15 protein-coding genes are annotated in these 23,654 nt (G+C 52.0%); 8 read left to right on the plus strand and 7 right to left on the minus strand.

Annotated elements, in window-relative coordinates; all coding sequences use genetic code 11:
- Nucleotides 1-16 precede the first annotated feature (16 nt).
- A complete protein-coding gene (locus H8L47_RS07355) occupies nucleotides 17-808 on the minus strand; it encodes a 4'-phosphopantetheinyl transferase family protein (RefSeq protein WP_186952855.1) in 792 nt (263 codons plus the stop codon).
- Nucleotides 809-859: 51 nt separating this feature from the next.
- Here H8L47_RS07355 and H8L47_RS07360 point away from each other — a divergent pair, with 51 nt between their 5' ends.
- Entirely contained in the window at nucleotides 860-1,525 is a 666-nt protein-coding gene (locus H8L47_RS07360; RefSeq protein WP_186952858.1) for a thioesterase II family protein, read from the plus strand.
- A gap of 53 nt (nucleotides 1,526-1,578) precedes the next feature.
- Here H8L47_RS07360 and H8L47_RS07365 read toward each other — a convergent pair whose 3' ends face one another.
- A complete protein-coding gene (locus H8L47_RS07365) occupies nucleotides 1,579-4,047 on the minus strand; it encodes a TonB-dependent receptor (protein ID WP_186952860.1) in 2,469 nt (822 codons plus the stop codon).
- A 568-nt stretch (nucleotides 4,048-4,615) separates the two neighbouring features.
- Here H8L47_RS07365 and H8L47_RS07370 point away from each other — a divergent pair.
- Both H8L47_RS07370 and H8L47_RS07375 read left to right on the plus strand, forming a co-directional pair.
- Nucleotides 4,616-5,626, plus strand: a complete 1,011-nt coding sequence (locus tag H8L47_RS07370) for a LacI family DNA-binding transcriptional regulator (RefSeq protein WP_230413632.1) — start codon at nucleotides 4,616-4,618, stop codon at nucleotides 5,624-5,626.
- Between the two features lie 218 nt (nucleotides 5,627-5,844).
- The gene (locus H8L47_RS07375) at nucleotides 5,845-7,002 is read left to right on the plus strand and encodes a PepSY-associated TM helix domain-containing protein (RefSeq protein WP_186952862.1); all 1,158 of its coding nucleotides are present in this window, start codon (nucleotides 5,845-5,847) and stop codon (nucleotides 7,000-7,002) included.
- A gap of 190 nt (nucleotides 7,003-7,192) precedes the next feature.
- Here the strand turns inward: H8L47_RS07375 and H8L47_RS07380 are convergent, their stop codons facing one another.
- The 4 genes from H8L47_RS07380 to H8L47_RS07395 all read right to left on the minus strand — a co-directional run bounded on the left by H8L47_RS07380 (nucleotide 7,193) and on the right by H8L47_RS07395 (nucleotide 14,186).
- Nucleotides 7,193-9,256, minus strand: a complete 2,064-nt coding sequence (locus tag H8L47_RS07380; RefSeq protein ID WP_230413633.1) for a TonB-dependent receptor — start codon at nucleotides 9,254-9,256, stop codon at nucleotides 7,193-7,195.
- Between the two features lie 63 nt (nucleotides 9,257-9,319).
- Nucleotides 9,320-11,242: an IucA/IucC family protein gene (locus H8L47_RS07385; RefSeq protein WP_186952866.1), complete on the minus strand. Its 1,923-nt coding sequence runs from the start codon at nucleotides 11,240-11,242 to the stop codon at nucleotides 9,320-9,322.
- Nucleotides 11,239-12,384 carry an MFS transporter gene (locus tag H8L47_RS07390; RefSeq protein WP_186952869.1) on the minus strand — a complete coding sequence of 382 codons (1,146 nt, stop codon included), beginning with the start codon at nucleotides 12,382-12,384 and terminating at the stop codon, nucleotides 11,239-11,241. The genes H8L47_RS07385 and H8L47_RS07390 overlap by 4 nt, the downstream gene beginning before the upstream one ends.
- Entirely contained in the window at nucleotides 12,384-14,186 is a 1,803-nt protein-coding gene (locus H8L47_RS07395) for an IucA/IucC family protein (protein ID WP_186952888.1), read from the minus strand. Before H8L47_RS07395 ends, H8L47_RS07390 begins: the two co-directional genes overlap by 1 nt.
- 676 nt (nucleotides 14,187-14,862) lie before the next feature.
- Between H8L47_RS07395 and H8L47_RS07400 the strand changes: the two genes are divergently transcribed.
- The 4 genes from H8L47_RS07400 (at nucleotide 14,863) to H8L47_RS07415 (ending at nucleotide 20,450) form a co-directional block, all read left to right on the plus strand.
- A complete protein-coding gene (locus H8L47_RS07400) occupies nucleotides 14,863-17,256 on the plus strand; it encodes a glycoside hydrolase family 65 protein (RefSeq protein ID WP_186952890.1) in 2,394 nt (797 codons plus the stop codon).
- Nucleotides 17,249-17,902: a beta-phosphoglucomutase gene (gene pgmB, locus H8L47_RS07405; protein ID WP_186952892.1), complete on the plus strand. Its 654-nt coding sequence runs from the start codon at nucleotides 17,249-17,251 to the stop codon at nucleotides 17,900-17,902. The genes H8L47_RS07400 and pgmB overlap by 8 nt, the downstream gene beginning before the upstream one ends.
- Before the next feature lie 193 nt (nucleotides 17,903-18,095).
- Nucleotides 18,096-19,352, plus strand: coding sequence for an MFS transporter (locus H8L47_RS07410; RefSeq protein WP_186952894.1), 1,257 nt, complete (start codon nucleotides 18,096-18,098; stop codon nucleotides 19,350-19,352).
- A gap of 57 nt (nucleotides 19,353-19,409) precedes the next feature.
- Nucleotides 19,410-20,450, plus strand: a complete 1,041-nt coding sequence (locus H8L47_RS07415; protein WP_329605438.1) for a substrate-binding domain-containing protein — start codon at nucleotides 19,410-19,412, stop codon at nucleotides 20,448-20,450.
- On the opposite strand, the gene H8L47_RS30045 is transcribed toward H8L47_RS07415, so the two are convergent.
- The gene (locus H8L47_RS30045) at nucleotides 20,444-22,480 is read right to left on the minus strand and encodes a di-heme-cytochrome C peroxidase (protein WP_186952897.1); all 2,037 of its coding nucleotides are present in this window, start codon (nucleotides 22,478-22,480) and stop codon (nucleotides 20,444-20,446) included. The two genes, H8L47_RS07415 and H8L47_RS30045, sit on opposite strands and share 7 nt — an antisense overlap.
- 315 nt (nucleotides 22,481-22,795) lie before the next feature.
- Between H8L47_RS30045 and H8L47_RS07425 the strand changes: the two genes are divergently transcribed.
- Nucleotides 22,796-23,551: a transglutaminase-like domain-containing protein gene (locus H8L47_RS07425; protein WP_230413634.1), complete on the plus strand. Its 756-nt coding sequence runs from the start codon at nucleotides 22,796-22,798 to the stop codon at nucleotides 23,549-23,551.
- The last annotated feature ends 103 nt before the right edge of the window (nucleotides 23,552-23,654 follow it).

Consider the following 23,654-nt stretch of genomic DNA (forward strand, 5'->3'; position numbering starts at 1 on the left):
AAGATCAGTGACGCATTCATTTTCCTGAGCAATATTCCCTCAATAAAGACAGTGCATCCTTAAAGACGGGCATGCAGCGTGTCGGCGTGTACCTGCTGTCATCAAGTTCGGGTACGTCAGTTTTCCTGCTCGCTAGCGCAAGCACATGTCGCTGGTCGTATAGCCTGAGAAAAAAATCCCAGGCATGAGCAGGGCTATTATCCAAGCCTTGCAACAAGCTGACGGAAGATACATCATCTACTGTGAACATCAGGCGTCGCGCGTCCGCAGATAAGCCTTCTCCAGTGGCTTTCAGGTAGGCTTCTTTCAATACCCAGAATTCATAAAATTTCTGTATCCGGCTTTTCTCGTCCTGGCGATTGACTTCAGTGATTTCCTTTGCGCTGCAAACGACGCCCATCAAGTCATCCAAATTGACATCATTGTGTAATAATTCTACGTCAACACCGATGTCGGCAGCGTAGGTGAGCGCTACAACGACCAGTTCGCCAGCATGCGAGATACTGATGGCGGGTACAGTGATTTCATCCTTTGCAAATGCAATGGCAGGTTTGCCAGATGTCGCCAGGGTGATGCTGATATCTGCAAGCGGCAAGCCAGTCAATTTTGCGACGGCAAGTTTGCTGAGCGCACGTCCACCCAGGTATCTGTCCCTGTCATCCTGTTGCATATAGCGTGCGCAGCGGGTATGTTCTGCACTGCTCAGCAGTGTCAGTAGTTTTTGTCGGTATGCACGCAGATCTGGCAGTCTGGCTATCCAGATTTCAGGGTGTGCAATCAAAGCGAGATTTTTATTCTTGTCGGTCATGCCTGGGTTATAGTCGTTTTTAAAATTAATGTGTGTCAGGGGAAAACCATATTGAAGATTATTGCCTATCCATTTGCTGGTGGCAGCACTTATAGCTATGCCAGGCTGGCGCGTGAGCATGCCCATGAGTGGATCACCTTTGATCCACCTGGCCATGGCAGCAATATGCGCTATCCCTTGCTGCATAGCATACCCGAGATGGTGACTGCCTTGCTGGAACCAACTTTGCGCGCCACCGCAGGTAGCCCCTATATCTTGTTTGGCCACAGCATGGGAGCCTATATTGCCCTGGCCATGCTGGACAGGCTGGTGGAACTTGGTGCCAGCCCGCCTCAAAGACTGGTGTTGTCAGGCGCTGCCGCACCTCATCGCCGCGCATTACAACGTCACGCAGAATTGCCGCACAAGGAATTTCTGGAATGGGTGGCAAACATGGGTGGCATTTCAGCAGAAGTGCTGGCAGAACCACAATTGATGGAGTTGTTTGAACCTATCCTGCGTGCCGACATAGGTGCCGCGGAGGCTTATTTTGATGGCAACCAGCGCCAGTATGATGTACCTGTAAGGGTGCTGCTTGGGCTAGATGACAGGATAGCGCTGGCAGATGGCCTGGCCTGGGCGGATTGTTTTGTAAATGCGCCTGAAGTACACTGCTTTGCAGGGGGACATTTTTTCCTGTTTGACGAGGTCGAAAAGGTGCAAAGCCTGATCGCCTGAAAAAAAGCGTGGCCCTGAACAGGGGCACGCTTGGCTATTAATAAAGAGCAGTTTTAGAATCGATACAAGACAGACGCCTCAATTGCACGACCAAAGATAGGTCGGGCAAAGACCACGCTGCTGCCACTGCCGATGACGCGGGAATTACCCTCGGTCAGGCCGAGTTGATTGGTCAGGTTGGTGCCAGCCAGACGGAATTCCAGATTGTCACCCAGACCCACCAAAATGCCAGCATCGAGCGTGTAATACTTGGGCAGGGATTGCTGGTTTTCTGCGTCAGCAAAGCGTGCATCGACATGGGTGTAAGTGCCATACAGCTTGATATCACCATTATCGAGCGGGATACGGTAGCTCGGCGACAGACGGAACTGTAGCTTAGGCTGACGTTTCACTTCATTGCCAGTGTTGGCACCATAGTTTTCATACTTCGATTTCTGGTAGGCGCCACTCAGTGAAATCTGGAAATTTTTGACAGGGCGTGCTGCCACTTCAAATTCCAGGCCAGAACCGCTGGAACCACCTATCGCATTCACATTGCGGCCATCTGCCAAGAACTGCTGGAAGGGCAGGCCGGTAAAGGTATTGTGGAAGAAGGTCAGGTAGGCACTGATGTATTCAGACACACTTTTCAGGCCTATCTCATATTGCTTGACCTTGGTCACTGGTGCATTGACGCCATTGTCGCGTATGGTGTCGAACTGCGGCAGCGCAAAGCCAGAATTCAGACGAGCAAACACGCTGAAGTTTTCTGAGACCTTGTAGTTGCCACCCAGGGTATAAGACACTTCATTGTCAGAACGATCGACCGGGGTGTTGCTGCCGCTCAGTACCGATGCGCTGTTGTTGTATAGCGTCAGCGGGTTATTATCGAGATCGACTGATTTTGGATTCGAGATAACACCATTCAAGCGACGGTTCTCGGTACGTACGCCAGCATCAACACGGATACGGTCATTGATCTTCCATTCATCTGCGAGGTAAAACGCAGTATTCTGTGCCGAGAAATTTTCATTCAAGGTGTAGAAAGATGCGCCGTCATGGCCATTGCCACTGACGACCACACCATTATTCAACTGTACATTGATAGGGCGGGCATTTGGTGTTGCTGTCATCAGCACACTATTACCCAGATACCACATGTCGTTGGATGAATAGTCAGCATAATACAGGCCAGCCGTGAGGGTATGGTCTTTGACGATCTCTTTGCTGATGCGCAATTCATCAGTGAAAGAACTCAGTTTCTTTTCAACAGACCAGATACCGGCAGACATCACTTGTTGATCACCCGCAACTGCGCCACCACCATTCAGATAAGTTGCCTTGCCTGAGATAGCCTGTTTGCCACCGGCTGCTGCTACCACATTCGCCTGGCCATTGGCTGACTGGATAGCGCTACTGATATAGCTGGACATGCTCACAGGACTATTGCCGGTGAAGATCGCCAGTGTAGGTGCATCGCCAGAAAAATGATTGAGCTTGTTGCTGATATTCCAGCCATTGATTGTTTGTGAGAAATCCACACCAAACAGATTGGCTTGCAAGCCACGGCCATTTGCCAGGTCTTTATTGATAACCTGGCCTGGCCCTACTTCCAGTGCGACATTGCGCAATTCATTGCTGTACAGCGAGCCGGTCAGAGGATCAAAGCCGGGGAAGGCCGTTGGCTTGCCACCCGCAGAGCTGGCAGAAATCAGCGGCACGCCAGTATAAAAAGTATTTTTGTCATTAACGGTGCGCGCATAAAAAGTCAGCTCGCCCTGATCCAGCTTCCTGGTGGCGCTGGCAGTGATTTGCCCGCCATCGTCTGCCGGGTATTGCCCGTCACGCACGCCTTGCGCTACGCGATAGAAGCCGCCTATGGTGCCGTGCCATCCATCAGCAATCTTGCCACCATAATAGCCATCGATGCGGCGCAAATTGCCCGTACCCACGGTCGCGCGCAAACTGCCTTCAGCAAGATCACGGCCTTTCTTGAGCAGAAAGTTCATGGTCGCACCAGGCTGGCCATTCGAGAAAATCGGGCTGGGGCCACCGCGCAAGACTTCCACTCTTTCTATGGTGTCATCAATACGGAACAGCGATGAGCCTTCAAGGAAAGACAGGGTAGGTGGCGGGAACAAAGGTGAGCCATTCATTTGTATCGTCACAAACGGCGCATCACCATCAATAGGGAAGCCACGCACACCAATATTGGCGCCGGCATTGCCCCCGCTGGATTCAGCATAAATGCCCGGCACGATTTTCAGCAAATCGGCGGTGCTGCTGGGCGCGGCCTGTTTCAATTGTTCTTCATTGGCGGTGGTGATGGAATAAGACGCATCAATCTTGCGTTGCCCGCCACTGCGGGCATTGCCGGTCACGACGATTTGCTGGACTTCATCTGCCTTGGCTGGAGCAGTCGTAGCGGTAGTAGCGGCTGCATTGGTATTTGGATTGCTGGCGACCTGGGCCTGGGCCTGGCTCAATAATGTCATCATGGCGATAGTAATCGCCGACAAGCGGAAGGGCTTGTTGCAGTTCATGTTGTGCTCCTGAATATTATTAAAGTTTGTCGTCCCTAACATCCGTTCAAGGGCAATACGTTCATTTTTCATGATACGCATTGTTGCCTCTTGCCACTTCCTAAATGAGCCTGGCCTGGTTTTTTATGCGGCCTGTTTCCCTGGTACTCAAGTGACGAGATGTAAAAACAAGCTCATTGAAACAATAAATGTTATCGATGTCAATTGAAATGTTATCGATGTCATTTATTCGACACAGATAAATTTATTGGTTAAAAATACAAAAATTTCCAATGGGAAATGAAACGCTGACTAACTTGCCAGTACAGATGCTGGCATGAGCACCGCAAAAATCCTGACGTGTTTTTTCCAGATTTGCCCCTGTGTTGTGCGGTAGCCATAGATAAGGAGGGTGTTCACTTTGCGCAGCGTCGAAGGGGGATATATCGCAGCTAAACAAGCTCTGTCATAATGCGCGGGAAATAATCAGTTTCAGAGGGCGAAGCCAGACATAGTGCTGAGTTTGCCCGAAGCTGAAATCACTGCACCCGAAATTTCTACACATGGCAATTGTTAATAAGGTCTTTGCATGTCGGCAAAAAAACGCAGCACACCTCATCCCGAATCCGGGGTAACGATGGAACACCTGGCAGCCATTGCCGGGGTTTCGACCATTACGGTGTCGCGTGCCTTGCGTAACAGCCCGCTGGTGACGGTAGAGACGCGCGAAAAAATCCGCAAGATTGCAGAAGAGCAGGGCTACCGCTTCAACGTCAGCGCCCGCAATTTGCGCCTGGGCCGCAGCCATTCTGTCGCCGTGGTGGTGGAAATGACGCCTGCCAATGACAGGCCCATGTCTGACCCTTATCCGCTGGAATTATTGGGTGGCATCACCCAGGAACTGACGACGGCAGGTTATAGCGTAGTGCTGACTTCCATGCAACTCATAGACACGCCACCTGTACAAGGGGCTGATGGCATGATCTTGCTGGGACAGGGCTCCCATGGGGAGGCTGTGCATCGCTTGCAACGTTCCGGCCTGCCGCTGGTCATCTGGGGCGCACCGGATGCAAACCAACCTGGCATCGTCGTTGGCAGCGATAACCGCAAGGGTGGTGCCAGCGTGGCTGAACGATTTATTCAGCAAGGGCGGCGTAATCTCTTGTTCATCGGGGACATTGACCATGCCGAAGTGCAGGAACGTTGCGCCGGTTTCATGGAAGCCCTGGGCGAAGAGCAACATGCCGTCACCATTCTGCGCCCCAAGGCGTTTACCTTTGAAGCCGGGTTTGACTGCATGTCTGCCTACCTGGATAAAAAGGACAAAGCCTTCGACGCCGTCTTCGCCGCCAGCGACTTGCTGGCCATGGGCGCGATACGTGCAATTACCGAAGCAGATATGAGCGTGCCCGGCCAGGTATCCGTCATTGGCTATGACGACACCCCCGGCGCTGCCAGCTTTATCCCTGCACTCACCAGCGTGCACCAATACCTGCGCGATGGCGGCATCCTGCTCGCCAAGAAAATCCTTGGTCTCATCAATGAAGAGCCGGTCGAGTCCGAGGTCTTGCAGACCATGCTGGTGGTCAGGCAGACTTGAATGTGATGGCGTTTAGCCGCCTCGCGGCTTTTAGCCCGTAACTGTCATTGATCTGGGTGGCTGTTTTAGATAAGATAGTGGCAGCACCCCACTACAGCCAGCATTTTCCTGATTCTCCAAGAATAGCCAGCCATTTTTTCCAGCCTGGATATTCACGATGTTTATCTGCAATCCCCGGTTTCACACGATCTCAAATGGTCGCTATTTCAGGACTGCTTATGTTGCCTAAGTCAGTGCGCACGGTATTGCTGCGTTTGCATTTGTGGCTGGCACTCACGTTTGGCAGTGTATTCGTGCTATTGGGGCTCACTGGCAGCATCATCTGCTGGATGCATGAGCTTGATCACGCACTCAATCCTGGGCTGTTCAGCACGGCACATCAAACTCAAACTGCTGAACCGATCAAGCCAGAAATGGTACAGGCTGCGCTGGATATACTGACGGCCAATCCTGCTTATGGCCGCCCCAGGCAATTGATGCTGCCTGCCACTACGGCAGATGTCATTACTGCCTGGTATCCTGCCAGAGCAGCTACCGGCAAGTCTGCGTTTAGCCAGGACTGGTCACGCCAGGTCATGCTTGACCCGCTCACGCTGGAAGTGAAAGGTGAACGCAACTGGGGGCAATACGGCATCTCAGGGAGTTTGCTGATACCAAGCCTGTATCACTTGCACCGCTATGTTTTACTGGGTGATACCGGCAAGACCGTGATCGCAGTCAGTGGCATCATGCTCGTGCTGATGTCGCTTATTGGCCTGTTTTTATGGCTGCCCAAACCCAACTGGAAAGCCTTGCGACAGTCACTGACAGTCAATCTGGCGGCAACTCCGGCTGCCATCAATTTTCGCCTGCACCGCATGCTGGGATTTTTTGCCTTGCCTGTGCTCTTGCTACTGGGATTTTCTGGTGCCTACTTCAACCAGCCGCAATGGATATTGCCCGTCATAGGCAAAGTATTGCCAGTCACAGAGGCACGCAAGCAGGGGGATGCGCATGTGCTAGCCGGTCAGCACATCACTGCTGTACAAGCCATGCTGATCGCACAAGGCGTATTCCCGCATGCCAGAATTTCGCGCCTGGGTTTGCCATCGGCTTCTGCTGCCGTGTATGAAATCCGTTTGCGCCAGCCCCAGGAAATGCATACCGGCGATGGTGCCAGCAGGGTCAGTGTAGATGCCGGCAGTGGCCGCATCATTAGGGCAGCCGACCCGCTGCAGGGGCAGGCTGGCGACCGCTTTCTGGCATCGCTGTTCCCGCTGCATAGCGGCATCGCTTTTGGCATGCCGGGCCGGATATTCATTTCCTGCTTTGGTCTGGTGCCGCTGGTGTTGATGCTGACGGGCTGGCGCATGTGGCGCAAGCGCAAGAACAAATAAAAAAAGCCGGATGCGCGATGCATCCGGCTGGCCTTGCTACGGAGCTGTGTTCAAGCCCCTGTGTCTAGTGGACTGTAACAGTGGGAATCGGAGTGCCTGTCATGTGCGCGACGATCATGGCTGTGTTTTGCGTCTTGCCCTGATGCGCCGGGCACATGTCCTTCACTCTCGATTTCACTGTTACAGTCCACTAGAAGCGTGTATTCAGCACCAGATAGGCATTGAAAGGTGCGCCAGGCTGTATCTGCACATTATTGTTGGCTGACTCCATATAGCGGGTATTGCCGAGGTTATTGAGTTTCAGGGTAATGTCATAACGGGCCTGCATATAAGTCAGTGCCAGATCGACACGGGCATAGCCTGGCAGACGTACCGTATTGTCAGTCAGGGCATACTGCTCGCTATGGGCAATGATGCCTGCACCGGCACTCCAGTTCTTGCTGAAACTTTGCTTTAACCACAGACTGGCATTGTGGGATGGCGTCATTTCTGCGCGGTTGCCTATGCGTATATCATTCGATGCAACTATCTTGGCATCGTTGTAGGTGTAACTGGCATTGACCTGGGTAGCGCTGAACAGTTGTCCCTGCAGTTCAAGCTCCAGCCCCTGGTTGCGCTGACGGCCAATTTGCAACTGACGCAAACCTGTCAGGTCGGTTGGGTCCGCAGTCAATTGATTGCTTTGCTCCACCCTGAACAAGGCGATGCTGGTGTACAGGCGTTTATCCAGCCACTCTTGCTTCAAGCCGATTTCCTGCAGGTCAGTCTTCAGGGGCTTGACCTGGCTCAGCGGATTGCTACCGGTGTACAGTAAATCACCACCGGCAGGCTGATGTGAGCGACTGATCGTGGCATAGGCAGACTGTTGCGGCGTGATTTTATACACCAGCCCGATACGTGGTGAGAACAGATTATCGGTACGTTCACTGACGACATTGTTGAGCAGCCTGTTGGTTTGCTTTTGCTTGAACTGGTCAAAGCGGCCACCGAGCAGTATGTCCCATTCATTCGTCAAGGCAATCTGATCCTGCAGGTACAGGGCAGTGGTGTCGGCATTGAAGCGGCTGTCTATGGACACAGGCAAAGCCCTGAAGTCAGGAGCGGCCAGCAATTGCTGGGGGCGGTATAAATCCACAGGGTAAGCCGTGCCGGTCTGCCTGACCAGGGAATCGCGCTTTTGTTGGGATAATTCCAGGCCAGCCAGTAACAGGTGATTACCGATGGCGTACGTCAGTTCAGTCTGGTTGACCAGGTTCTTTTGCTGTATGGGGAAATAGGTAATCTGGCGTGACACAGTATTGTCTGCATTCACACGCCGGTTGCGGGTGTTCACACCATCGAGATCAGTCTGACTGTATTGCAGGTTGTTGACCAAGCTGAGTCGCTGATTGAATTTGTGTTCCAGCCTGGCTTTAAAAAGATCACTATTGGTTTTGGTGAAGTCAAATTTTTCACCATAAAAAGTGCTGGCATCAACCGCCACGGCACGTCCATTCACCGATGGTATGCCACGGTCAGGTGTGTGGTCTTCGCGCTGTATTTCAGTCTGCAGCAGCAAGCTGGTTTGCGGGCTGATATTCCAAGACAGCGATGGTGCCAGCAGCGTGCGCCTATGATCAACAATATTGCGGTAACTGTCACCCGCGTCATAGGCAGCAATCAGGCGCGCATTGAGCTCATTGCCCAGGGCACCACCTGCATCGACACTGAGTCTGCGCTGGCTGTTCGAACCCAGGGCCAGTGAAATTTCATTGTCCTGTTTGGCCTGCGGCTTTTTGGTAATGCGGTTGATCAGGCCCCCGGCTGCGCCACGTCCATATAAAGCTGCCGTGGCACCCTTGATGACTTCGAGTTTGTCGGTGGTGGCAAGATCGCGGAAATACAGGCTGTCGTCACGCATGCCATCGAGCAGGGTTTCCCGTGGGGAGTAAAAGCCACGTATATAAAATTCATCACGGCGGCCTTCGCCTTGCCCGGCGATAATGCCGGGCGTATAGGCCAGTGCGTCCTTGCTGCTGTTGACGGCACGGTCGCGCAAGTCTTCATTGTTGACGACGGATATCGACTGTGGGGTTTCCAGCAAAATGCCATTGGTTTTGCTGGCGCCGCTTACCCGGGTAGCTGCTGGCCTGGACTGAGCGTTGACTTCAATTAACGGCAAGTCATTTTGTGCCGTGCTTTGCGCCATCACTGCATGGCTATAAGCCTGACCTAGCAAGGCCGGGAGTATCAGTGAAAAAGGTTTTACGTGCATAATTAATACATCATTTGGAGTTGAAAAAAAACGGATACAGAGCTGTGACCACGCCACGAATCGCTAAGCTTCATTGACTACGCCCAGTGGGTGATATAGCGGCAGATAGGCAGCCTTGCGGTCAGCCTGCTTTAAAAAACGGATCAGCAAATTACCCTTGACGGGCAAGGGCTCGCCGGACAGCAAGCCCTGTATGCGGCGTGCTGCTTCCGGGTTGGGGAAATTGGCGAGATAACTTTGCAGTATATTGCGCAGGCAAGCCCATAATTCGAGATAGAGTTCATGATTGCCATTCGCCAGCGTGGCGATGACTTCACAGATACTATTGACCAGCAGGCAATAGCCTATGCGTGTCCAACCAGCTTCGTCGCTGCAACAGATTTCTTTACGGGTATGCTCATCAAGCTGCATGGCCTTGATCAGTTTGTGGGCCTTGGGTGTCAGCCTGGTCAGCTCCAGATCACGGACGATAAAACGCACTGGAGTGCCATCTTCTGCAAGCCCGACGATGCTGTTTTGCATATGTGGTTCAAAGGCGATGCCTTTTTCAAACAACAGGTAAAACACAGGATAAATTGCCAGCTCGGCATAACGGCTGAACCACAGGCGCATGCCCTGGCGCAGGGACAGACTATGTCTGTGAGAAAACCGTTCTATCAATGCAGCGACCTGCAGACGACCCGCCTGGCCGTTGCCAAACAGGGCGGCGCATATCATGGGTGTGATGCCTTGCGCCAGATGGCTTGCCAGACCTTCACGCAAGACCAGTCCAAAGCCGTCTTCGATTTCCTTATGTTGCCGGTCACTCTGTTGCTGGTCTTCCGGGAAGGCTACACTCAGGTAAGCCTGTTCTTCCAGTGCATGAAAATGCGGGAACAGCGCCAGCATGTCTGCTTTCATGGGACGGTACAGACGGCTGGCGGTCAATGCGGCAGCCAGTTCGTGTCGCGCATTATTGCGTATGCAATTGGTGATGCGCAGGTTCAGCGACAGTTTTAAAAAAGCACTGCCATCTTCTGCCAGCATGGTGCGTATGGATGCCGTGGGATAAAACTGCTTGCCACTACAACCCAGGTCGCGTAAATCGCCGGTGGCCATGGCAGCTTGAATGCGGGGCTGCTGCATGAGCCAGTCAGCTTGCCAGGGGTGCAGGGGAACGATGATGTGTTTGCTATCAGCTTGCAGGCCGTGGCCGGTCAGTTGTTGCAAGCGGCTGGACAAGTCTTGCTCATCGAGACTATCGCTAATGATCCAGCTGCGCGGGATCTGGAAATAGTGTAATTGCAGCCTTGCGCCATGTTCTGGCGAATAGTTTTTTTCTTCTGTTCTTGTCCAGCCTGAACGGCTCTTGGGTGTAGGGTGAAAAGGGTGGCCCGTCAGCAAATGCTGTTCACTGCGTATGTATTGCTGTAAAGCTGAGTCTGTGTGGAGAGAACGTAATTTGCCCTGCTGCGCCTCCAGCAAATGCTGCATGGTAGCGATACTTTCCTCGATTTGTTGTAGCAGGTCGGCATTAAACGCAGTGCCTTCGCGCAGCGAGAGGTCAGCGACGATGATCTGGGCAATCTCGCGCCAACTGGCTACGGACCAGCTCTGCTGATGGTCTTGCAGATAGATGTCGGTGATGTAATCATAATTGCCGGTGACTGAGACATGTTGTACCCCCACGCAAAAACGGCTTTGCATGCGGGGTAACTGTATGTCCAGCACCTGGCCCTGATACTGGCGCAGTGCTGCAGGTGCCAGCCTGGTGTGGGCGATGGAACGGACGGCCAGCTTATGTTCCTGCATGGCGACCTCACGCGCATAACAATTCAGCAGCACGCGGGCATGTTGCAACTGGGCGTAATCGCTGGCTTCGACAGGGGCAGCATTGTTGGCTGCCTGCCTCGCATGTGGCAAAGCATGTGGCAAAGACGGCAGATGGAGTAAGGGCAGGGTGTCAGGCGCATGGTTCCAGGCGAACCGCGGTAAGCTAGCGTTCATAGGCGTTTACTTTCTATAAAAATGGAGAGGCCGGCCAACAGCGCACAAGCCAACCAGATGGGAGCGGTATAACTCATTGAAGTAGCCAGACCGCTTGCGAGAATTCCTGCCATGACAGCGCCCCATTTATTGGCGCCTTCCAGTTTGCCAAAATGCTGGCCGGCACTGGCTTTTCTGGTTGTGGATGCTGCCAGGGCATTGATGGCCAGATAAGCGCCGGTCATCCCTACGCCCATGAGTATCCGGCCCGTGGCCAGCAGGGGCAGATTATTGGCCAGCACCTGCAATAACAATCCAGCGCAGGTCAGCGCGGAGAAACGCGCCAGTGCAGTCTGCGCATTAGAAAAATTGACATGGCGGCCGATAGGCCAGGCCAGCACCAGAAACAGTGCATGCGGCAAGCCAAACAGGGCACCGGCCCAGGCCGCAGACATATTCAGGCGTTGCGCCAGGTCAATGACAAAATACGGATAGGTCAGTACCGTACCTATGGTGAATAGCGCCTGGTAGCGGTACAGACTGCTGGCACTCAGTGCGCCAGCCCCGGCAGGTGCTGTGCCAGTGTTGTCTGCTATTGTATGCGCGGCAGGAGTACTGGTTTTTGCTGGCAACAGATAGAGTATCAACCCTGCCAGACCCGGGAACACTGCCAGATAAAAAAAGATATGCAGCAGATTTTGTCCGTCGCTGAACAGACCTATGATGGCAGGCCCTGCGAACAGCGCGGTACGGGCCGAGCCTTGCATGACACTCAGCAATGTAGCGAGGCGCTTGCCAGGCAGGAAAGAGGCCAGAAAAGCGTTCGATGCCGCAAAGGTGCCGCCCAGCAAACCTTGCAAAGTCAGGCCAAACGCAAATTCCCAAGGAGTGCGTGCCATGCCCGTGACAATGAAGCTCAGGCAGAGGCCCCAGTGAGCGCGTATCAGTGAAGCGCGTATGCCTATGCGGTCAGCTAGCTTGCCCCACAAGGGATTGGAGATCGCCGCCGCCAGGGTTGGCAGGGTAAAGTACCAGCCAGCCATAACCAGGGTCTGGCTGGAGAAGTTCTGCTGCAGTATATGTGCATAAAATGGCGGCATGCACAGCGCAGCAAAGGCTGCACCAAAATGCCCTAGTACTGTAATGAAAATGGTTTGCCGCATCACGCACCCTGAGACGGCGTGAATTGATGCAGGGGGTTCGGGACAGTATGAAAAGCTTGCGCGTTGGCCGCAGAAAGACGCCTGCTGGCCAGTTTTTCCATTTGCAGTTCGGGTACAAACAAATTGAATTGCTGAAAGCTTGCAGACAACTGCGGCACTTGCTCCTGGTAGCACAGCACGATTTGCGCAGCCAGATGCCAGAAGCGGCTTTCATCAAAACCATGATGCAGCGCCAGTCTGTGAGCCAGTTCAGACAGGTGGATAAACAAGAGCACTTCAAGCAGATAATCCCTGGCTTCGTCCGTAGTGCCCATGGCAAAACCGTTGCTGGCATTGGCGGCATTGCGGTGTGCCGGAGCCTGGCGTAACTGCTGCAAGTGTGCTTCGTTGGTGGTTTGCCCGGCGATGTAATGCAGGCCTCCGGGCAAATCACGAATAGCAACACCTGCTGGCAAGCCATCCCTGACGATGAGCAGGGTATTTTGTGCATGTGCTTCCAGCAAGACACCATGCGCCAGCATCAGATGGATAAACGGTGGCAACATGGCTCGCAATAGAGCCTTGACCCAGACTTCGGTGCCATGTTGTTGTAACCAGGGGAATATATTCAGTTGTTGCTGATCATCGATTGTGGTCAAGGCAGTGCAGGGAAATATCTGTTCGCCTTGCCTGAGTACGGATGTGGGTGACTGCCGCCAGATCGCGCCCAGCAAACCATATCTGTCTTGGCGTGATGCAGCAGCTGCCAGGGTGATGCCCATGGGTTCTGCCAGAACCGCCAGCCTGCAGTGCTGCTGCAAAAAGATATCTTCGCTGCACAGCTTGTCAAGCCATTGCGAAATCAGTGGTGCATTGTGAACATGGTGATCAGACAGGATGCGGTCCGCCGAACTGTTGGCGATGGCGAGTGGCAGCTTGAGGTTGTGGCTGTCATGGCTAGCCAGAGATGTCAGTGAACGTATTGATTGCTGTGCGAGCCAGACCGTTTCTCCCGCGCCAAGGTAGAGCAGGCGGCCATCTGCCAGCCAGTCGGCGTACTGGATTTGCAGGTTCTCTTCCCATTGCCAGGGATGGGCGGGCAGCAGATAATAATTGTCTTCCTCCCTGCCTGAGAGCGTGATGGCCTGCTGCAAACGCAGCACTTCTGCTGCGCCAATTTCCGCCTGCAAAAACTGTGTGTAGTCAACACCGGGCAATCCATGGATATCAGCCAGTTGCATATCGAGTGCCAGCCAGACCAGACCAAAAGCCTGAGCAAATTCCGGTCCATAACGCTGATGGTCAGCCAGGTTAAAACCTATACGAGAACGATAGCAAGGATGGTAGAGATGTCCATCACCCAATTGCGCTTCTTGCCATGCATAAGGCAGATCAAGTGCAGCGCGGCCCTGTGCTGCCATGGCCTGGGCCTGCAAAGAACAAGCTTGCTTTGCTGCCGTATGAATTAATTCATTGATGAAGCGCGGGCCATTCTGCGCTGCATGTGGCCTTAGCAAATCACCTGAGACAACGGCAATATCATTGGTAGCCATATCACTGCTGGCTTCGTACACTGGGCCATGTAATCGGCTGCGGCCAAAGCTGCTTGCAGCATGTGCGGCTATCCGGTATTCAATCGCCTTGCCCTGCTCATTGATCCCCCGCAAATACAGATTATTTTTGCCATCAGTCTGTCTTTCCAGATGCCCATCTAAAGCACCTTCAAACCAGAACGCATCGATGAACTGACGTAGAGTACGTTCGGCTGCCGCTGCATAAAATGGATTATTGCTGCTCGCTTGAATTTGCTTGTTGCTGTCCATATTGTTTTTCCAAAAAATGAGGGTGAGCAGATCCCTTGCGATTGCCGAGGCAATCACAGCTTGCTGCACGATGTGAAATGAAAATTACTTATGGGGCGACGACTAGCCAGGGCAGTCGTAGTACTGCTTCATGAGAACGTTTTTCAAGACAGCAGCGACGATTGGTCGACATAAATAAGAATAAGAAATGACGATGGACATGATTTCCCCGCGGGTATGGCACATGGTTTTTTCACTTGCCCACGTAGGGATGCTGGCATACGTGTGTAGCTGGGGCTGGCGCTTGAGAGGGTGTGAAATTGCTAAAGTAAAATTATTATAAATGAGAATCGTTATCATTTGCGAGTTATTTAATAAGTAACCTGAAAAGACCAGGGGCAATTACCGGCGGCAAGCCTGGGTTTGCCGACCGCAGCAGAGGGTCGTTTGCTTTAAAAGCTCTATTTTGAAGCGTCAAACTGATCGCTGGATGTACCTGAATCCATTTCCTCCCGGTAGCAATCTCCAAAGCTTTTCTTAAGCCCTAGTTGACCTTCCTCAAAAATAAAAATTTAGTTTGTTGACTTTTAAAACCGGTTTAAATAGAATTAATTTAGAATTCAAACCGGTTTGAAAGACTGTGGCAGTTTCAAGCCGATAAAAGCTAATCGCAATATCCAAGAGATAAAGAATAAAAATGAAGGACGAGACCGTGCAAACAAGCGATGCCTTGCAACATCAATTTCCACTGGAAGGCTGGGGGATTACAGAAAATCACATCGATGACGGGCATCACCTGCTCAGCGAAACCCTGTTCGCCCTGGGAAATGGCTACATAGGTTTGCGCGGCACTGCAGAAGAGGGCAATCAAAGAACAGCGGCAGATTCACTGGACGGCAGTTACCTCAATGGTTTCTATGAGTCGGAAGCCATACAGTATCCAGAAAACGCCTATGGCCTGGCCCGCACCAATCAATTCATGCTGAATGTGCCCAATGCCAAATGCCTGACATTGATGCTGGAAGATGAGACTTTCGATTTGCAACAAGGCAGTGTAGACAGCTACCAGCGTCAACTGGACTTCCGTACAGGCCTGCTGACCCGTACCCTGCAATGGACATCTGCGCAGGGGCGCAGCATACGCCTGCATAGCCAGCGCCTGGTCAGTTTTGACAACAAGCATGTATATGCGATGTCGTATGAAGTCACGCCTCTGAATTTTTCTGGCGAGATCAAACTGCTTTCTTCCATTGATGCAGCAGTAAAAAATATTACGGCTGGTGATGACCCGCGTGTAGGTTCCGCCATCAGCGGCCCGGTTCTGCACAAACTCGAAGTGACCCAGGAAGATGATTTTTCTGCCTTCTTGCACCGCACCCACAATAGCGGTCTGAGCCTGGCAACTGCCATGCAAAATCATTTGCAAGCAGAGAGTGCCTACACCAGCAGCTTGCAGCAGTTTGATGACAAACTGGAACAGCAATTCACCATCCAGGCAGTACAAGGACAGGCAATAAAGCTGGATAAATTTTGCAGCTATTTTTCATCCCGCGATTATCCGGTAGCGTCTTTGCTCTCGCTCAGTCAACAAACATTGGGCAAGGTGTGTGAACAAGGTTTTGCACAACTGGCAGCGAGCCAGCAAGCTTATCTCGATGACTTCTGGGCGCAGGCTGATGTGCATATCAGCGGCGACGCTGCCTTGCAGCAGGGCATGCGTTTCAATATGTTCCATCTGCTGCAATCTGTAGGGCGTGATGGCAAGACCAATATCGCTGCCAAGGGTTTGACAGGTGAAGGCTACGAGGGTCATTATTTCTGGGATACAGAAATTTATATCTTCCCCTTTTTCCTCTACAACAAGCCAGAGATCGCCAGAAAGCTGCTTGAATACCGCTATCAATACCTGCCGCAAGCCAGGGAGCGTGCCCGGCAACTGTCACATACCAGTGGCGCACTCTACCCATGGCGCACCATCGATGGTGAAGAATGCTCAGCCTACTTCCCTGCAGGCACGGCCCAATACCATATCAATGCTGACATAGCCTATTCCATCAAACTGTATATGGAAGCAACGGCAGATACGGATTTCTTGCTGACGCAAGGGGCAGAAATCGTACTGGAAACTGCACGCCTGTGGATGGGACTGGGTCATTACACTCGCCTGCCAGGGCAAGATGCAGAATCGTTCTGCATCAATGAAGTGACCGGCCCTGACGAATACACGGCGCAAGTCAACAACAACTATTACACCAATGCGATGGCGCAAATGCATTTGCGTTTTGCTGCCGGTATCGTCAAGCAATTGCAGGCGGGACATCTGGGAAAATTTGTTGAAATTGCTGCAAAAATCCATCTGCAAGCGGATGAAGCAAATGCATGGCAGCGCGCAGCAGATAACATGGCTTTGCCCTATAACAAAGAGCGCGGCATCCATGAGCAGGATGATAGCTTCCTCAATAAAAAGGTCTGGGACTTTGCCAATACCCCCAAAGAAAATTATCCCCTGCTGCTGAATTACCATCCGCTGGTCATCTATCGCCACCAGGTTTGCAAACAGGCAGATGTCGTGCTGGCCTTGCTCTTGCTCAGTGACCAGTTCAGCCTTGATGACAAGCGTCGTGACTTTGATTTTTACGAAAAAGTCACGACCCATGATTCATCCCTGTCCACCTGCATCTTCAGCATTATCGCGGCTGAAGTCGGTTATCAGGACAAGGCCTACGACTATTTCATGCAAACCGCCAGGCTGGATCTGGACAATACCCATGGCAATACCCACTATGGTGTGCACACAGCCGCCATGGGCGGCACCTGGCTGGGCATTGCCTACGGTTTTGCTGGCATGCGCGTCAGCAAGGGGCAACTGAGTTTCGCTCCGGTCTTACCCAGGCAATGGCAAGACTACCAGTTCCGCGTGCATTTTCAGGGACAGCTATTGGAGATCACTGTGAGTCAATCCCACATCGAATATAAGCTCCTGCGTGGAACCGCATTGCACTTCCAGCATAGAGGGCAACGCCTGCAAGTGACTGAGCAACAAGCCACATGCCGCGTGCCTTTGCATCAACCGGAGCTGGCTCATGCATAAATACGAATATCGCGGTGTCATTTTTGATCTGGATGGCGTGCTGACAGACACTGCACATTATCACTACCTGGCCTGGAAAAGACTCGCTGAGAGTGTCGGTGCGATTTTTGACGAAGCTTTCAATGAGCAATTGAAAGGTGTTGATAGAATGGGCTCACTGAACCTGATCCTGGCAGCATCCGGCAAGGACTTTAGCGAAGCAGATAAACTGACACTGGCAGATGAAAAAAACCTGCATTATCAAAGTCTGATCGCCCAACTCAGTCCTGCCGACTTATTGCCCGGCGCGGCACCATCCTTGCAACTAATACGTGCAGCCGGTTTGAAAACAGCTTTGGCATCGGTCAGTAAAAATGCCCAGGCAGTGATAGAAAGACTGGGTATCGCAGATCAGTTTGATGTCGTTGTTGATGCCGCAAAAATAAAGAATAGCAAACCAGACCCTGAAATTTTCCTGACCGCAGCAGCGGGGCTGGGCTTGACTGCAGATGTATGCTTTGGCGTAGAAGATTCTATAGCAGGCATACGTGCCATCAAATCTGCGAACATGTTTGCGCTAGGCATAGGTAGCCCGGCAGTATTGACGGAAGCCGATGTCGTCATCGCAGGTTTGCATCAATTCAGTTTGCAGGATTATCTGAAGTAAGAGCAGTAAAAGTAGTAAAAGCAGTAAAAAAAAAGTAAGCATCAAATAAAAAATACAATACAAAACAGGACTTATGCAAAATCGTCCCAGCAAGGCGTAGCGACGAAGACAGTACTTTAGTACGGCGAGGAGCTGCAACGCAGCTGGGGCGGTTTTGCGTAAGTCCGGAAAAAATAAAAAGGCAGGAGACGATATGACCCAGCAACACCCGCAGCCAGCCAGCAGGCGGCGCATCATCTTTGCGCTATTCCTGCTGTATTTTGTATTCGCGATTCTGCTCAACAGCGTGGGCACGGTAATACTGCAAGTCATCCAGACTTATGGTGTCAGCAAATCTACTGCCAGTGTGCTGGAGGCTTTCAAAGATATCCCCATCAGCATAGTTTCGTTTTGTGTAGCATCTTTCCTGCCGCGCCTGGGCTATAAATATGCGATGCTGATCGGTATGGCCATCGTCACTGTCAGCACGGCAACCATGCCCTTGTTGCCCGGCTTCTTGATGACCAAGCTCCTGTTCCTTAGCGTGGGTGTCGCTTTTGCTCTTATCAAGGTATCGGTCTATGCGACCATAGGCCTGATCAGTGCTGACCGCAAACAACATGCCAGCCTGATGAATACGCTGGAAGGCTTTTTCATGGTCGGCGTGCTCAGTGGTTACTGGATATTTGGCTATTTCATCGATGCCAATGATCCCGCCTCGCCAGTCTGGCTGCACGTTTACTGGTTGCTGGCGGGCTTGTGTGCTGTGACTTTCCTGCTGGTTGCGACCACCAGCTTTACCGAATTCGAAGCAAAGCTGACTGTCAGTCAAAGCAGCCTGCTTACCGATTTTGCCGATATGCTTAAACTGATGGCGCGTCCCCTCGTCTGCGTTTACATCATCTCGGCTTTTTTATACGTATTGCTGGAGCAGGGCATAGGCACCTGGCTGCCCACTTTCAATAATGAGATACTCAAAATGCCGGTGGACATGAGCGTACAAGCCACCAGCATTTTTGCTGCCTGCCTGGCCATAGGCAGACTGGGGGCAGGTGCTGTCATGCGCAAGCTCAACTGGTACCTGGTATTGAATATCTGCCTCATCAGCATGGCCGCGCTGGTCTTGCTGACCTTGCCATTAACCCATAACATCGTCGCCAACCCTGATCTGCGCTGGAGCAATGCGCCGCTGGCGGCCTTCATCTTCCCCTTGATAGGTTTGTTTATGGCACCGATTTATCCTGGTATTAATTCTGTCATGCTGAGTTCCTTGCCGACCAACCAGCACGCCGCCATGACGGGTTTGCTGGTCCTGTTTTCTGCGCTGGGTGGCACCAGTGGTTCCATGATCACTGGTTATGTGTTTGGTGCGATGAATGGGCAAACGGCGTTTTACCTGTCACTGCTGCCTTTGAGTGTGATCTTGTTGACCCTGTTTTTCTTCAAGCGTGCAATTGAGCGACTGGACTGATATGGTCATGGATGAACTTGGCAAGCCTGCGCAAGTATATAATCCCAGCTTCTGTCCATCTTTGCCAATTGTCCTATGTCGATTACTTTAAAAGAGCTTGCCGCCAGCCTGGGCATGTCCAAGACCACGGTCAGCCGTGCCTTGAACGGCTACCCGGAGGTCGGTGAGCAGACGCGCAAAAAAATTTTGGCAGCGGCAGAACAGCATGGCTATGAAGCCAATCCCATGGCGCGCAGCCTGGCCGTGGGCCGCACCAATGTATTTGGCTTGATCTACCCCTTGCTGCCATCTGACCTTGGCGACCCCATGTTTCTTGGCGTTGTGGGTGGTATGGCCGAGGCACTGGAAGCGCGCAAGATGAACCTCATGATCGCGCCCGTCTCGCCCGGTAACGAATTGCCTTCGTACGAGCAAATGGTCAAGGGCCGCCGCGTCGATGGCCTCATCGTCAGCCGCACCATGGTGCAAGACCCGCGCATTGCTTATTTGTCCAGGCAGGGCTTCCCCTTCATTGCCCATGGCCGCACCCAGACTGATAAACCCTATGCCTGGTTTGACTATGACAATGCAAATGGCATACGGCTGGCTGTACAACATCTGCTGGAACTTGGCCACCAGCGCATCAGCCTCATCAGCGCCCCTCTGGAATTGAACTTTGCCCGGCAAAGACGCACCAGCTTTGTTGAAGCCATGAGCGGCGCAGGCCTCGACATTGACACCCGCTACCTGATACAGGATGCCCTCGACAGGCGTAGCGGTTACCTGGCCGTGCTGCAGCTATTGAACTGCACACCCAGACCCAGCGCCATCATCGTCGATAACCATCTCTCTGGCGTCGGTGCCATGCGCGCCCTTATGGACGCTGGCATTGCCATAGGCAAGGATATCTCCGTCATCGTCTGGGGTAACATGGAAGACACCCTGGTCGGTGACCAGGTCACCACCATAGACCAGCCTGACCCCCGGGCGGCAGGCACCAAGATGAGTGAAATGTTGCTGGCGCTGATGAATGGCACACCTGCAGCAGACTTGCAGGTATTGTGGCAGCCGGTGTTGATCGCGGGATCAACCACCGGCCCTTGCAAGAACGCTCACTGAGCTTTCAAATACTCCAGCAAGTCCAGCCTTTGCTCTTTCGTTAGCACTGGCAAATCTCCGGGTTTTGTCGGCGGCTTGTTGCCATAGTCATGGCCAGAATTGTGATTGCCATTTAACCTGGTGTCGAAGGTAAAACCTTCGTAAGCAACGCTCTTCATGCCGACTTTTTCTGCATCAAATTCACGTGAACCGACCAGGAATTTTTCAGGGCGGCATTCTGCATCCTTTTGATCGGCAGGGCAGGTCGCTGGCAGCAGCAAATCATACAGGGTAGGTACAGAGCCATTATGCAAGTAAGGCCCGGTTGCCCAGATGCCATTCAGTGAACGCCCCTTGTATGCCTGTAGGGACGAGTAGGGGTTCATCGTGGTATCCGGGATGTAATTTCCATGCTTGTTTGAATCCTTGATCTCATTGCCAAACAAAGCTTGGATAATATTGTGCAACCACTCAGACCAGCGGCGTATAAAGCCCTTGTCAGCATCTGGTGTGGTCACTACGCCCATCGTTGCCTTTGTCAGCAGGGCAGCGATGGGGGCTTTTTTATCCAGCAAGACATCACCCACACCCGCACCCACATATTGATTGCGCAAGATGCCTGAATAACCTTCATATTTGATACTGTTGTCGGCCATGGTGGGATCGGTGCCCACTTCTTCTAGCTTGGACATATGTGCCACCACGCGCCGTTGTGGCGAACTGCGGTCTATCTCTGCATGGCAACTGACGCAATAATTGGCAAACAGTTTTTCACCACGCTTGATGCGGGTCTGGTCCAGCTTGCCCAAAATCTCTTGCGGCCATTTAGGTGACTGCAATTCAGTCAACTGGTTTTCTATGCGGCGCAAGTTCTGGGTATTGATGGAGCTGTCATATTCAACCACCTTCTTGGTCCAGCCCTGGCCAGAAATCAATGAAGTAATAGAGAAGCGCTTGCCTTCATGCCAGTCCAGAGAGCCAAACACACCTATCACTTCGCCCGTATTGCGCCCCAGCGGCCCCAGTCCACCATTGCCACCCAGACCATTCCACTGCACATAGTCATGCTGCGCGATATCCCACAAGAATGGGTAACTGACAGGTGCATCTGCCTTGATGAATAATTCCTGCCTGAGTTTGACGATGTTCTTGGCCGAAGTCGCCACTCTTTCTACGATCTTGTCGCGGTCGGCAGAACTGATTTCTGGCCCTATACCCGCCAGCGCCGTCCGCACTTCTTCTTCAGTCAGCACCTTGCCCAGCACTTCTTCTATCTGCTGGCGATTCAGCAAATGTTCCAGCGTGCGGTTATATATACGGCCAAAGGCATCCAGCCTGGCATAGCCATAATCGACAGGGCTGTGATTGATGATGTTATAGCTGGTCAGGCGCAGGGTGTAAGTCTTAATATCGGCAATCACATCCGCTTCACTGCTATATGCACCCAACCTCAAAACAGCCTGGACAAAACGTTTTTGTACATCCGGCTTGTCCCGGACAGCCACCATCGCCTGGGTCAGGCCTTTCAGGAAGCCCGCCATGTCCGCACTGGCCGGCCCACCATCAATACGCATGCCCGTACCCTTGAAATTGACTTGCGCAGTATGGCAAGCAGCACAGGTAAAACCCATGTAATCCTTGCTCAGATAATTGTCTTTGACAAAGCCCACGGGTAAGGCATCTGGGTTGCTGGAGGTTTTTTTCTGCGGCAGATAGCGATAGCGGTTGATGTTCTCATCACTGCGGAACAACTCTGGCTTGTCGTCCTGTTCCAGCACCAGGAAGAAATCATAAGGCAGCAAGTTGGAACCCTGCGTCGTGGTGTAGAACCACAAGCTTTGCTCGGGTTTCCAGTTCTGGTCCAGATAAACAATCTTGCCTGCATTGTCACCAAACACATCCTGCTTGACAGTCATCGCACCGCGATCAGGATCACTGTCAGACACTTCCCATCTCTGCGACAAGGTAATGATCAAAGGTGGAATGATGAACAGCAAAGCCAGCAACAAGAAGCCATGCCATATTTTGAGCTTTATTTTTGGAATTTTCATGACTGCTCCCTGAGTGGAAAGACCTGAGAAATCGGGTGAAATGGAGGAGGTTTATGATTGTATTTTTATCATGCCTATATTCTAAGTCTTTTTTGTGAGGCGCAGTTGTCGTTGAGGCGGATGTGCGTATTTAGCAACAATTTTTTCAAGCAGCCCAGTTTGTTTCTGCTGACCGGCATATGCCAAGAATTGCCAGCAAGTAGTCAGGCGCATTGTTGCCATCATTGCTTTGCTTGAATACTGCTTGACTCTGTAGTAACTACGGGGTTTTAAATGGATGCTGTATTCATCCTTAACGCTGAAAGGCAGGCAATCATGACTGATATGACAATAGAAGGTACGATTAAAGGCGCACAAGCTGGCGGTTTGGAGAGCGCCAATGTGTTGTTGCATCCCAGTGCTTTGCTGGACTACCAGCACCCATCCATACAAGCATTGATTGCCGGGCGTGGGTGGCGTAATCTGGATGAATTTGAACGCATAGGTGCGGCTTATAATTATGTGCGCGATGAAGTAGCCTTTGGCTATAACACGTCAGATGATCTGCCTGCCTCTCAAGTGCTGGCGGACGGTATAGGGCAGTGCAATACCAAGGGTACTTTATTGATGGCATTGTTGCGTGCGCTGGACGTACCTTGCCGTTTCCACGGTTTCACCATAGACAAGGCTTTGCAAAAGGGTGCTATCACTGGCCTCGCTTATGTCCTCGCACCTCGCAGCATTATCCATAGCTGGGTTGAGGTCTGGTTTGGCGGGCGCTGGCTTAATCTGGAAGGTTTTATCCTCGATAAAAAATACCTGTGCCAATTACAGCAAAGATTTTCAAGTCAGCAGGGAGCGTTTTGTGGCTATGGTGCAGCAACGCCAGATTTACACAACCCGCAAATTGACTGGAAGGGAAGTGACACCTATATACAAAAAGATGGCATCAACGCTGACTTTGGCGTATTCGAGACGCCTGATGCTTTCTATATGAAGCATGGCGCAAACTTGTCCGGGATCAAACGATGGATGTTTTTACGTTTTATCAGGCAATGGATGAATCAAAATGTGACGAATATCCGCGGATAGGAGAAAGCAGATCACTATACATGCTGTCCAGATCAACTCAAGTGCGAGCTTGTTGGAATTGATAATGATACTCATTTGTGTTAAATTTTGGTCTTCTTATCGC

It is taken from the genome of Undibacterium umbellatum, from assembly GCF_014284125.1.
GTDB lineage: Bacteria > Pseudomonadota > Gammaproteobacteria > Burkholderiales > Burkholderiaceae_D > Undibacterium > Undibacterium umbellatum.

Excerpts from the sequence above, each read along its gene's own strand:
- H8L47_RS07355 (WP_186952855.1), bottom strand. The coding sequence starts at position 808 with ATGACCGACAAGAATAAAAATCTCGCTTTGATTGCACACCCTGAAATC.
- H8L47_RS07365 (WP_186952860.1), bottom strand. The coding sequence starts at position 4,047 with ATGAACTGCAACAAGCCCTTCCGCTTGTCGGCGATTACTATCGCCATG.
- H8L47_RS07370 (WP_230413632.1), top strand. The coding sequence starts at position 4,616 with ATGTCGGCAAAAAAACGCAGCACACCTCATCCCGAATCCGGGGTAACG.
- H8L47_RS07375 (WP_186952862.1), top strand. The coding sequence starts at position 5,845 with ATGTTGCCTAAGTCAGTGCGCACGGTATTGCTGCGTTTGCATTTGTGG.
- H8L47_RS07380 (WP_230413633.1), bottom strand. The coding sequence starts at position 9,256 with ATGCACGTAAAACCTTTTTCACTGATACTCCCGGCCTTGCTAGGTCAG.
- H8L47_RS07385 (WP_186952866.1), bottom strand. The coding sequence starts at position 11,242 with ATGAACGCTAGCTTACCGCGGTTCGCCTGGAACCATGCGCCTGACACC.
- H8L47_RS07390 (WP_186952869.1), bottom strand. The coding sequence starts at position 12,384 with ATGCGGCAAACCATTTTCATTACAGTACTAGGGCATTTTGGTGCAGCC.
- H8L47_RS07395 (WP_186952888.1), bottom strand. The coding sequence starts at position 14,186 with ATGGACAGCAACAAGCAAATTCAAGCGAGCAGCAATAATCCATTTTAT.
- H8L47_RS07400 (WP_186952890.1), top strand. The coding sequence starts at position 14,863 with ATGAAGGACGAGACCGTGCAAACAAGCGATGCCTTGCAACATCAATTT.
- pgmB (WP_186952892.1), top strand. The coding sequence starts at position 17,249 with ATGCATAAATACGAATATCGCGGTGTCATTTTTGATCTGGATGGCGTG.
- H8L47_RS07410 (WP_186952894.1), top strand. The coding sequence starts at position 18,096 with ATGACCCAGCAACACCCGCAGCCAGCCAGCAGGCGGCGCATCATCTTT.
- H8L47_RS30045 (WP_186952897.1), bottom strand. The coding sequence starts at position 22,480 with ATGAAAATTCCAAAAATAAAGCTCAAAATATGGCATGGCTTCTTGTTG.
- H8L47_RS07425 (WP_230413634.1), top strand. The coding sequence starts at position 22,796 with ATGACTGATATGACAATAGAAGGTACGATTAAAGGCGCACAAGCTGGC.